The 12,622-nt window shown below is 60.0% G+C and carries 6 protein-coding genes; 3 read left to right on the forward strand and 3 right to left on the reverse strand.

Going from position 1 to position 12,622, the window contains the following annotated elements; all coding sequences use genetic code 11:
• Positions 1–47: 47 nt before the first annotated feature.
• Together K288_RS0106025 and K288_RS0106030 are read right to left on the reverse strand one after the other, a co-directional pair.
• Complete coding sequence (locus K288_RS0106025; protein WP_244443069.1) at positions 48–1,325, reverse strand: patatin-like phospholipase family protein; 1,278 nt, start codon at positions 1,323–1,325, stop codon at positions 48–50.
• A 334-nt stretch (positions 1,326–1,659) separates the two neighbouring features.
• On the reverse strand, positions 1,660–3,273 hold the full coding sequence (locus K288_RS0106030) for a B12-binding domain-containing radical SAM protein (RefSeq protein ID WP_027578717.1): 1,614 nt from the start codon (positions 3,271–3,273) through the stop codon (positions 1,660–1,662).
• Positions 3,274–3,595: 322 nt separating this feature from the next.
• Between K288_RS0106030 and K288_RS0106035 the strand changes: the two genes are divergently transcribed.
• From K288_RS0106035 to K288_RS44825, 3 genes are all read left to right on the forward strand, one after another.
• Complete coding sequence (locus K288_RS0106035) at positions 3,596–4,438, forward strand: alpha/beta hydrolase (protein WP_027578718.1); 843 nt, start codon at positions 3,596–3,598, stop codon at positions 4,436–4,438.
• Between the two features lie 453 nt (positions 4,439–4,891).
• A complete protein-coding gene (locus tag K288_RS50395) occupies positions 4,892–5,107 on the forward strand; it encodes a hypothetical protein (protein ID WP_084799486.1) in 216 nt (71 codons plus the stop codon).
• A gap of 332 nt (positions 5,108–5,439) precedes the next feature.
• Positions 5,440–6,774, forward strand: coding sequence for a DUF5107 domain-containing protein (locus K288_RS44825; protein ID WP_160168939.1), 1,335 nt, complete (start codon positions 5,440–5,442; stop codon positions 6,772–6,774).
• Between the two features lie 9 nt (positions 6,775–6,783).
• Here K288_RS44825 and K288_RS0106050 read toward each other — a convergent pair whose 3' ends face one another.
• A complete protein-coding gene (locus K288_RS0106050; protein WP_244443070.1) occupies positions 6,784–11,979 on the reverse strand; it encodes a DUF4082 domain-containing protein in 5,196 nt (1,731 codons plus the stop codon).
• Positions 11,980–12,622 lie beyond the last annotated feature (643 nt).

Consider the following 12,622-nt stretch of genomic DNA (forward strand, 5'->3'; position numbering starts at 1 on the left):
CGGAAAGTTGGTCGTAAAGCTACTTTGCCGTGGCGTTACGCAGCCGTTCACTTTCGACAGTCATGATACGTATCCAGCACCTTTTGCCATCCCTGCGGGTGGTCTTTCGCCGGATCCTCATTTATGAAATGAGGCCCGTCATGCGCCGGACGTTTTTCATGGTCTTCATATGCCTTGATTGCTTGCTCCGCAGCGGCCTTCCCCAACTTCCGCCCCATGTCCAGGTTGCTGTGATTCCATTTGAAACTGATGTGCCCTGGCACCCGAATCTCGACGATGGTGCCTTCCCACCGATCCTTCTCGGATTTTGGTTTGTCGTACCGCACGTGGTATTTGAAGAGCTTGACGTCATCTTCGCCAACGGTCGCTGCGAACAATTGGCAAAGATTTGCCAGGGCGTCGTGAAGATTTTCCGGTTTGCGCACTTGCTTGGCATCGACGATCCTGCTCACCCATATTTGGTGCAGCGGATCGTGTGGTGGCCTATGGTGCTCCTCGAGCAAGCTCTCGAAATTGACCGTGTCGACCAGCGCTCCTTCGCAGTATGTAACTCCGTCTATCCGTACGGTCTCTTCGACGAAGGGAAGGGCTGAACACGCACACAGGCTGGATGCGCTGATAGACCCCTTGTACTCTTTGTCTTCGGCTCTCTGGGTCATTGGACGATTGGAAAACAGCGCGAGCTTATGCTCGTCAAGATTCCAGGCGTTGTGAAATATGAATGGCTTCTCGGTCTTTTTCAGTGCCTCGAAATTTATGCTCTTCATGAACTGGCTATGCGGATAGTTGATCCTGGAGAGGCCAGTGACATGGGACAGATACATCATCGACGTGAAATAGCGAACGAACGGATTAGGTGCCAGCACCTGATTAAGAATCCATCTGTTTACGTCTCCCCGATCCAGGTTCGCGAACTGCTTCCCGCAGTCCTGCTGGCCGAACCAGAGCGACATCGACTCCCTGTAGGCATTCATGATGCTGGATGGGTCCCATAAATCTCTATAGGTCTTGGGATCCATGGCGAAGTTGGTCACAGCCTGGCCAATGCTCTCCCAATCCGGACCGAACACGGTGTTTATGGGAAAGCGTTTATAGCCTTCATTGTCTCGAAACACGCCATTCTTGAAGAATTGATAGGTCTTTTCCGCCCTATCTTTATTTTCAACTCCATCAAACTGATTGTAGACGATGCCAACCCAGGCGCCGATGCAGGACAATGCCCACACATCAAAGGTTATGCCTGCGTTGGCAAGAGCTTCCAGAACCCCAATGTGCAGCCCTGCCGCCGGACCGCCGCCGCCGAGCGCAATCGCCCTCTTCACCATTGGTTCCTCCATCTAATCTGTCGTTAGCTTAGTCTCCGATCAAATTTCTGAATTGCGCATAGAAGGGTTTGGTCGTTCTTGGATTATGGGAAAGCATGCGCAGACTCTCAGTCACGCGGAACGCCATTGAACCCAATTGGACAGGCTCATAGAGCCAGCATTGCCAGACACGATACGTGCGACGGAGCGGTGGACGTCGATGTTCTACGCGTTCTCGAACATGCTGATCGCTTTGGCGCACGTCAGCCGATAGCCCGCGTTAGCGTATCGCGGTCTGGCCGGTCCATCTGTGAACCAGTTCACGTAAGAATCTATCGTTGACGATAATCGCGACTTAGGCCCGGCTCTCGACCATCTCGACGTTAGCCGTCGAATGTGCTGGCAGCCCGTCCAGAGCGGCGAGGCGACGGTCGATTGCGCTGATGACCTGGCGTGAAAAAGGTCCGAGATGCGCATAGGCCGCAATCATGGATACTGCGATTCGTGCCGAGGACGAGTCTCGCTTGGCACTGCTGAGGAAGGTACGCCAAAACGGATCGTGCGCTTCCGGAATGGCGGTGACGACGCGATGCACGGTCTCCAGCGCCCGCACCTTGCCACGGATGTCACCGACAGGCAGTTCCTGGCGTTGCCCCGAACGATCAAGCATCGTCATCAATCGGTCGACACGGCTCGCATACGCGGCAGGGTGATAGACCCTCTCCAGAATCTGCCTGTAGTCCATCAGGATGTCGCGCATCGGACGCGTCGGATCGAAATTGATGCCGTCGGTGCACTGATCGCCGCCGATGGTCGGCCCCATGTCATGATTGGGGTGCAGCCGCCCCTCGCGGGCAAGACGGCGCGTGAGCTGCGTGTTTGGCAAGGCATAGAGCAGGCCAACCATGCAGACGGGGATGGCTGCCTCCTCGATGAAATCGATCATGGCATCCGCGATCGAGACCTTCTCGCTGTCGAAGCCCACGATGAAGCCCGCAGTGACGAGGATCCCGGCGCCATATATCCTGTGGATGCTCTCCGCGATATTGCGCCGGGTGTTCTGCTTCTTCTTCGTCGCGGCCAGGGTCGCCGGGTCCGGACTTTCGATGCCGACGAAAATGCCGAAGAAGTTGGCCGCGGCCATCATCCGCAGCAGTTCCGGATCATCGGCCAGATTGATCGAGGCTTCGGTCGAGAGCTCGAATGGATAATCGTGCGCGCGTTGCCAGGCCGCGAGTTCGGGAAGAAACAGCTTGAGCGACTTCTTGTTGCCGATGAAGTTATCGTCGACGAAGTCGAGATGGCCGCGATAGCCCATCTCGTAGAGCGCATCGAGCTCGGCCAGCATCTGCGGGGTCGTCTTGGTCCGCGGCACCCGTCCGTACAGTTCGATAATATCGCAAAACTCGCAGGTGAAGGGGCAGCCGCGCGAATACTGCACGCCGAGATAAAGATAGTCCTGAAAGTTGAGCAGGTCGAAACGTGGCACCGGCGTCTTGGTGACGTCGGCCTGGAACTTGGGCGCGGTGAAGACGCCCGACCTGGCACCGCTCTCCCATGCCGCAACGAACTCATCAATGACGCCTTCAGCCTCACCGAGCACCTGGAAGTCGGCTGCGGCATAGATGTGCGGACTGGAGGTTGGGTCGGGGCCGCCGACGACCACGGGCTTGCCCCGTGAGCGACAAAGCTCGATCAGCCGCAGCGTGTCAGCCTGTTGCGGCAACATTCCGCCCGTGAAGACGACATCAGCCCAGGCAAGATCATCGTCGGTGAGCGACGCCGTATTGCAGTCGACCAGCCGCACCGTCCAGCCGCCCGGCAACATCGCGGCGACGGAAATCAGGCCAAGGGGAGCCGCGGGGCGGCGAACGCCCATCAACTTGCAGGATTCACCAAAGCTCCAGAACGAGTCCGCAGCGAAGCGCGGATAGAGCATAAGCACGTTGCAGGGATGCGACGTATCCATGTGTCTTAAGATGGCCTCATGTAAGTGGCCCCATGTCTTTGATTCGTTCCGCCTGACGAGACGAACCTGGCCCCGGCAAGGGCGTACCAGAGCTAACCCGATGAGCCTTACGGGCGCAACAAGGGGGCCCGGAGCCAGTAATTGGGTATGATCCTTTTTCCAAGGAAGTGACAGAAATGGCACGCAAGTGAGCGATTTTTATGTTCGCGCAGGAGTGATACAGCAGCCCTTGAGACTCAATTTCGGAACTCGCAGTGTGTTTTGGAACTCGCACTGTCCGGCGGCAATCTGCCTCCATGAGCCGCGTCGCGGAGCGTAATGCATGACTGACCTGACCCTGGCGAACGGCAATGTACGACTTGCCGCATCAGTCGATGGCCCGATGGATGCGGTGCCTGTGCTGTTCCTGCATGGGGCAAGCGCAAGTCGCGATACGTGGGACGAAGCCAGGCAACAATTGATGAATCGGTATTGCGTTTGGACGCTCGATTTTCGTGGTCACGGCCACTCCGATCGCGTGCCGGACTACGACCTCGCGGGTTATCTTTCCGATGCCGAGACCGCTCTGGCGGCCATAGGCCGGCCGGCGATCGTCGTTGGGCATTCGCTGGGCGCATGCGTGGCCGGTGTGCTCAGCCAAACCAATCCGAACATTCGGGCAGTGTTCCTTGAGGACCCGCCGTGGTTCCTGGGACATCCGGAGGAATGGGGCAAGTCGCTACTCTTGAAGTTGTTCTCGCTCCTGCTGTTGCGGCTGACGAAATGGCAGCAGGAGCCTCCGCCGTTTTCAACCTATGTTGAATTTCTTTCCAATGGGCCTGACCGCTTGGGAGGTGTGGCCAAGGACCATATATCGGCCCGGCATTTGCTCAGCCACGCTTCCGCAATACAGCGCGTCGACCCGCGTTGTCTTCGCGATGATTGCTTGAAAGAAGCGTTGTCGTCGATATCAACCGAGCGACCGTTCCTGTGCCCGGCGAAACTCGTTCGAGGCGAAGAACGGTTCGGAGGAGCATTCGCGGATGAACACGTCGGCAGTCTGCTGGCGACCAACCCCCACCTTGAGATTGTCCAATACGAACAATGCGGCCATCATCCCCATCGCATGCTGGGGCTTGAGCAGCGGTTCTTTGATGATCTTGAGGACTTCATTGCGAAGACCTGACGGCGATAGCGCCAGTCGATCCCAAGCGCCGACGTCCGGGACCCATTGCGAAATCGCCGGTCGTAAGGGCGCGCCCTAAACCTTCGTATCATTCCGTGGCCCTTTTGGATGCCCGACGATGACCTACGTTCAATTGAGCGGCCGGTGGGGTTCGCCCTAGGCTGCATGAGTTGAAGTGCGACAGTGAAAGAGGATGATCGAGGAAGAGCAACGGTAGGACCAAGAGGAGACCACGATGCCCAATTGCTCCGATAGTCTTAGATCTGGCAGGGCCGCGCGATGCGCAGTCTGTGATGGCAAGTTTGGTCTCGTCCGGTACTACTCGTGGCGAACGCCGCTTTGTTCCAGGAAGTGTCTCGATCGCTTCAGAACTCGCCGGGCAAGCGACCGCAATTGGCTGTCCTGGCTCCAAATCGCCTTGGAACCGGCGCCGGAGAACCGTGAGAGGGCTCTATGACGTTCCAGATCTCACAACGCGGCAAGGAATACCTGGAAACGGCTCAGACGTTGCTCCGCGCTGCCCAAACCATGACCGACCGAGCGATTGCGAGCCAGCTTAGGGCGCTGGCCGATGACTATCAGCAGCGAGCTGAGAAAGCTTCGCATGTTGATGCCGCCAAGGCGCTGGTTCGTTCGGCTGCCAATGCTGAACGCGAGTGGCGTCCATGACCTGACGCCCTTGATGTCGTCGATGTGACCGATCGTGACATCGCGGACACTTGGGACCAAGGCCGGACGATCGCACGTCATTAATGGCGGGCAATTAGCATCCTCCCCCTGCGGCCCGCTAAACGGTCCCGGCTCGCCCCTAGCCGGGACCGTTGCCGCTGGCGTTCCGTTTCGAGGCGACGCATACTAGGACTTTGCCTGGTGCTCACTCAAAGGCGACGTAGATGCCGGTTGAGGTTGCCTCGCGTCCTCTCGCTTGCTTCGGAACAGCAATACTTTCGGCGCTCTGTGCGTTTCAAACCGTGCGTGCAGACTCGCTGGTGCCCGACAGGGTGTCTCTCACACAGACGGCGATTACGTGGAGTACCGTCAGGTACGCGACCGATGCGGAGAACGGATTTATCAGCGGCTCGCTCGACAAGAACACCATCATCGACCACACGTTCAGGGCCCACGTGCTCGAGAACCGATATCTGAAGGTAACGCTCGTGCCCGAATTCGGCGGGCGCATTCTTTCCATCATCTACAAGCCGACCGGGCACGAACAACTCTATCGCACCGAAGTCGGCGTGCCCTACGGGATCAAGGCCGGAAATTTCTACTACGACTGGCTGATGGTGTACGGCGGCATCTTCCCCACATTCCCAGGTCCCGAGCACGGCAAAACATGGCTGAATCCATGGGCTTTCGAGGTGGTGAGAGAGAGTGCCGACGAAGTGACGGTCGCAATGTCGCTCAAGGACAATTTCGACTATTCCGCGCGACCTGGCAAATTCAGGCCTTCAACCGGGATCGAGGCGACCTATTATGTCACGCTGAGGGCCGATCGGGCCGCACTCGATGCGCGCATGGTGCTGAAGAATCCGCAGGACAAGGCGATCTCGTACGAGTACTGGATATGCACGACGCTCGCGCCGGGATCGGACCCGCAAAACCCCAAGACGACCGCCGGCGCCGAGATCATCGCGCCGATCCGAACTTACACCACGCCCGCCTGGTCGGCCAATCTGGCAGACCGCGATGAGAGCGCGGGCGTGGGTAAGCGGCGCTTCGAAAACCTGCGCTTCTTCAAGAACTGGCCGACGATGGGCATCGCCTACGCGGCGCCGGATATGCAGGGCGGGAATTTCTGGGGCGTGATCAACCACGACAACGAAGAAGGAATTATTCGCATCGCGGACAACACGCGCACGCCGGGCTTGAAGATGTGGACGTGGGGATTTCACTCGTTCACCGGCGAGACCGATCCCCGCAAGGAGCCGAACGAGTGGCGACCATATGTCGAATTATGGGCGGGCGTGTCGGATCAATTTTTCCATAGCGCTACCTTTCCCGCGCTGGGCGAGGTCACGATTCCGGAAACCTACAGCCCGACTGTCGGCATGAGCAACGTGACGCAGGCGAATGAGAATATCCTGATCAATCTGTCGGCCGAAGCGTCTGGCGTGGTTCTTCAGTTCTTCGGTATCGAACCGGCCATCCCGTTGCGCGTAACGTTGACACGCGGCGACATGGCTCTGTTCGACGAAATCGTGAAGGCCGATGCGAAAAATGGAAATCGCGTTTCGGCAGCGATCCCTGATCGCCGCAGCGGCGAACAGGTGAAGCTGACGATCAGAACCACGGACGGAAAAGAGCTGATCGCGGCCGAGACGACAATGAATTGACTCCTCGCCTCATGCCGCGAGTTGCGGACGGAACAGCACGTCGACGCCGTAACTCGTTGCATTGTAGGTGTTGGTCGGGAACAGGCTGCCTGATCCATACGCATACACCCCATTGCCTCCGATCGAAGCCGATGATGGTGCGGTCAGCGGCCCGTTGCTGACCGCCGAGTCGAACAGGTTGGGATCGGCGGAGTAGTTTCCTGAGGTGGTGTGATAGGACGCAACATACGTCGTCCCCGCAGTGATCGTGACCGGCGCAGCGAAGTTGACCTGCTGCCAACCGCTGGCCGTCTCATTGTTGAACGTGGCGGTGGCAAGCAGGGTGCCGGTGCTGCTCCACAGATTCGCGGTATGGGTGCCGGTATTCGATGCGCCCTTGTAGAAGCGCAGCCCGGTGATGTCGCCGGCGCTGGAGGACTGGAATTTGAACCCGAGCTCCACCGAATTCGGATCATTGACTGACTCCACGCTCGGCGTCGGATCGGAGCCGAACAGGCTTACGACGCTCGCAGATGCTGCGTTGACGGTCAGCGAGGCGGATGCGTTCGTCGTCCCGCCCCGGCCGTCGGAGACGGCGTAGCTGAACGACGCCGGCCCGGTATAGCCGGAGTCGGGTGTGAAGGTAACGGTGTTGGTCTGGGCGTTGAAGCTTGCGGTGCCGTTGACGCCGTTGCTTACGCCCGTGATGCTCAGCGCATCGCCATCCGGATCGGTGTCGTTGGCAAGCAACGCGGAAGCTGCAATCGCGATCGGCGAGTTTTGAGTGGCGCTGAAGCTCGCGTCGTTTGCCGCGACCGGCGCCCCGTTGGCAACACCGCTCGCCGGGCTGAACAGCACGTCCACCCAGTAGTTGGTGGCATTGAAGGTGCTGGTCGGGAACAGGTTGTCCGCGCCGTAGGTGTAGACGCCATTGTTCCCGCCGGATGCCGTGAGCGGGCCATTGACACGCGCCGTGGTGAAGTAGTTGCTGGTCGACGCGTAGCGGCCGTTGCTCTGGAAGCTTGCCACGTACGTCGTGCCGGCCGTGATCGAGACGGGATTGCTGAAGGTCACCGTCTGCCACCCACTGCTGGTCTCGTTCACGAATGTGGCGGTCGCCAGCAGTGTGCCGCTGCTGCTCCACAATGAACCTGTATGGGTGCCGGTGTCGCCGGCGCTCTTGTAGTATTTGATGCCGTTGATGGTGCCGTCCGCGGAGGACGTGAACTGTATCCCCAGATTGACCGGGGTCGCGTCGGAGTCCGAGAGAACCGCCGGCGTATCGGAGCTCGAGAAAAAGCTCACCGACGGCGGCGTCACGATCAGATTGGCAGTCGCAGTCGCGGTGCCGCCGTGTCCATCGGAGATGCTGTAGCTGAAGGATGCAGCGCCGGTATAGCCGGCGATCGGCGTGAAGGTGACCATATTGGTCTGGCTGTCGAAGCTGACGCTGCCGTTGACGGCGCCGCTCACGCCGGTGATGACCAGCGGATCGCCGTTCGGATCAGTGTCGTTGGCAAGCAGCGCTGACGCGGCAATGGCCAGAGCCGTATTCGGCGTGGTGCTGTAGCCGCCGTCGTTGTTGGCCACCGGCGGCTGGTTCGCAGGCGGATTCACGGTCAGGCTGACCGTCGCAGTCGCCGTGCCGCCCTGTCCGTCGGCGATGGCGTAGCTGAAGGAAGCGGGTCCGGTATAGCCGGTGGTCGGGGTGAACGTGATCGTATTGGTCTGGCTGTTGAAGCTGACCGTGCCGTTGACGGCGCCGCTCACGCCGGTGATCGTCAGCGCACCGCCATCCGGATCGGTGTCGTTGGCGAGCAGCGCCGCCGCCGCAATCGCCAGCGCGGTGTTCTGCGTGGCAGTGTAGCCGCCGTCGTTGTTGGCAACCGGCGGCTGGTTGCTGACGCCGCCGGACGGCGCGAACACGACATCGACCCAATAGTTGGCGGCGTTGTAGGTGCTGGTCGGGAAGATTCCGGAGGTGCTGGTGCCGCCATGGGAATAGACACCATTGCCGCCGGCGGCAGTGGTGGAAGGTGCAGTCAACGGGCCGTTTGTGATCGCCGTGGTGAAGTAGTTGTTGGTCGCCACATAGGCGCCGGTGGTGTGATAGGAGGCAACATAGGTCGTGTTGGCGGCGATCGAAACCGCCGACGACAGCATGACGGTCTGCCAGCCGCTGGCTGACGTATTGGTAAAGGTGGCGGTCGCCAGGCGAGTGCCCGTCTCCGTCCAAAGATCGAGTACGTTGATGCCGGTATCGCTGGCGCTGCGATAGAATCTGAGCGCCGTGATCTGCCCGGCGACCGAGGATGTGAACTTCATCCCGAGTTCGACCTGAGACCCATCATTGAGATTGGTCAGTTCCGGCGTGCTTGACGGGCTGAACAGGCTGACGGGAGCCGCTCCTGGCGGGGCCACGGTGAAGCTGACGGTGGCCGACGCCGTACCGCCGCGGCCGTCGGCGATCGTGTAAGTGAAGCTGGCCGGACCGGTGTAGCCGGCATCGGGCGTAAACGTGATGGTGTTGTTCTGCGGATTGGATTGCGTGTTGAGGACCACGGTGCCATGCGTCGCCGCGCTCACCCCGATGATGCTGACCGCATCGCCATCGGGATCACTGTCGTTCGCGATCAAGGCCGACGCCGCGATCGTCATGGCCAGATCGCGTATCGCGGTCGGCCCATCGTCATTCGCGGCCACCGGCGCGCTGTTGGCGACCGACGGATTGAACATGACGTCAACCCAGAAGTTCGTCGACGAGAACGTGCCGGTCGGGAACGCGACATCGCTGCTGTAGGTGTAGACGCCGTTGCCATTGGCGAAAGCGGTCAGCGGACCGCTCGTCACGTTGCTCGTGAAGTAGTTCACGCTGGAGGAGTAATAGCCGACATTCGTGTGATAGGAGGCGACATAGGTCGCGCCGGGCGTCAGCGTGATCGGGTTGGAGAAGATCACGCTCTGCCAGCCGCTCGCTGTTTCGTTCACGAAGGTGGCGGTTGCCAGCAGGGTGCCGGTGCTTGACCAGAGCTGGCCGGTGTGGATACCCGTATCCAGGCTGCTCTTGTAGAAGCGGACGCCGGTCACGGTGCCGGCAATCGACGCCTGGAACCTCACACCCAGTTCTACAGCGCCTGCATCGATGGTGTTGACGGTGTCGGGGGTGGCCGAGCCCGAAAACAGCGTGATGTAGTTCGGAGCCGTGACGATCACCGACCGACCCACGGAAGGCGTTTCAAGATTGACGCTGTCATCGATCGCGCGCGACAGGATGGTGTAGGTCCCGGCAACCTGCGGCGACCAGCTATAGGTCCACGTCTCGTCGCCGGTCGCCGCGCGCCAGGTCAGGCCGCCGTCTGTCGATACTTCGACGCCAGCGATCTCGCCGCCGCCGAAATCTTCTGCAGTGCCGGAAATCGTGACCACGTTGCCGGCACTGAAGTCGGCCACCGCATTGATGGTCGAGGTTGGAGCCGTGGTGTCCGTGGAAGGGGTAGCGGCGATCAAGTCCGGCTGGAGCGTTCCCGGCTGAATGCCCATGTCGGCGAGCAGGTTGACCATCGCCTGTTGCACGCGCGAATCGGTGGGCGTTGGCGCCAGATCGTGATTGTCGCTCAGACCCCAGGCCCAGTAGACCGTTCCGGCGGCGAAGACCAGCGCCTTGCTTGCCGCGCGATAGAGCGTCAGGGCATGGGTTGAGATGCCGCTTCCGGTCGTGTTGCCGTAGTCGAGCAGATAGGTGCTGACAGGAACCGTCGTCGAGGAGAGCCGGACCAACCCGGCGGGAGCGAATCCATTATCGACTGCTTCGTCCCACTCATAGCCGAGATAGTTCCTGGTCAGCTTCGCTATCTCTCCCTCGTTAAGATCGGCAACGCTGGTGTTGCGCCAAAACCGCAGATTGGCGAAGTCGTAGGAAATCGTGATTTCCTCCAGGCCGCTGCCCTGGCCGACATCATCGACCTGGAACATCTGTCCGATCAACGCATTTTCCGGCAGCCCACCGCCGAGCGCGGGCGGGCTGAGGCGGGGATCACGGAACGTGCCGGTCCACTCGTTGCTCGGATCGATCGATGCTCCCGGCGACCAGGTCTCCTTGTACGAGATCAAGGTGCGATAGGCCGTGGCGTCACCGCTGATGCTGTCGCCCCAACGCGTGCGCCAATACATCTCGTTGCCGCTCCAGAACGCGAGATTGACGCCGGCATCGCGAGCCGCCTCGACATTGGCGCGTTGTTGCCCCGACCAATACTCGTCGTGACCAGCATCGAGGTAGAGCTTGTGGTTGAGGAGCAGACTGCCGTAACGATCTACGTCAACGCCCGACATGTAGGAGACGTCGTAGCCGTTCTGCTCCAGCCAGTAGATCGCCGCATATTCCGCGCCGAACAGATAGTCCTGCGGACCTGAAGCGGCCCCGATGCTGCCGCGGGTAGCGATCGGCCGGTTGTAGCTCACGGCGTAAGCGCGCCCCGTACCTTGACCTGTCGCGGGGCCGTCGCCGCCATAGAAATTGGCCCCGCCCCAGCCGTTGTAGGCCTGCCAGGTCGTATCGGAGGTCTGAAAGACGACATCGCTGGTGCTGCCGTCGTCCCTGACAATGAACGGGATGTGATTGGCGCCCTCAACGCCGTCCTCGCGTACGAGTTTTGCGATATAGACGCCCGACACGGCATCTTCCGGAACTTCCCAGGAAGCCGAAACGGACCAGTTGCCGGCATCGACAAGGCCGGTCGTTGCGTCGCGCAGCGGCGCAGGCTGGTTCTGCACGCCGGTGTGCTCGATGGTGTGGACCTTTCGCGCACCCATGCCGCCATAGTAGCCGAGGCGGTAGATGTCGATCCGGTAGTCCGATGAATCCGTATTGATCTTGAAATCGATCTGATCGCCAGCGTTCACGCTGATGTCGGTGGCAAAACCTTCGATATTCGAGCTGCCGGCGCCGACGATATCCCATTCGCTTTGCGGATTTCCCGGCTTCTGATTCTCGAGCACGATCGGGTTTATGGAAGTCGGGGCGGCCGCGAGCGGGTCGGGCGACGCGGGTGTGTCGGCCTGCCGCGCGGCAGGAGAAAGCTCCGCAGTCGTCACCGCGCCGGAGAGAATTCCGATTTCACCCTTCCCCGTGCCGGTACCGGTCTGCCCGCCCGGCAGCATGCCCCAATTTCTGATCGGCGCTCCGCCTGACAGCGCATTCCAATTCGCGAGCGGCGCAACGTTCGCCAAGGACATATCAACACTGGTGGAAGCGCCCATGACTCCGGCGTGGCCGGTCAACACGAAATCTGCTCCGCCAGACACTCGGCTGCCGTGCAACTGGCCACCCAATTGCGCCGGCGCCGCATCGGCTGCTCTCTGATCGAGCAATCGTGTTGGAGCAATGAAATAGCCGCAGCCACAAATCTGCGCGACTGCTGGAGGTGTGGACGATCCGAAAATATTCGGGGTCACGGTCGAAGGCACATGCCCAAGGATAACTACGGGATTTGTCATCGCTTGTTCGGCCGCCGCAGGGGTTGGCGTTCGCACTTCTGTCGTCAACCCTGCAGATCCGGCGTACGAAGTTTCAGTGGATGCCGACGCCGTGGCGCCTGGGGCGGTCAGGCCCAGACTTTCTCCCAAATTCCGCGTGGCGAGCAGCGACTGTGACTCGTCTTCGATGTCTGAAGATCGGACATTCCTTCGCAGGAGAGCGCGTGGCCACGTCTGCAATCCGAGAGCCATACGGCCCAAATCAAAATATCCGTATAACGACGACCTCATGGCACGGCACCACCTGAAAATATTTAATTTGCATCGAACTAAATATTAATATCGATTTAATTCAATTTGCTGTTGTGTCGCACCCATTCCACGCCAAACAAGCAAA

The organism is Bradyrhizobium sp. Ai1a-2, from assembly GCF_000426245.1.
Classification (GTDB): domain Bacteria; phylum Pseudomonadota; class Alphaproteobacteria; order Rhizobiales; family Xanthobacteraceae; genus Bradyrhizobium.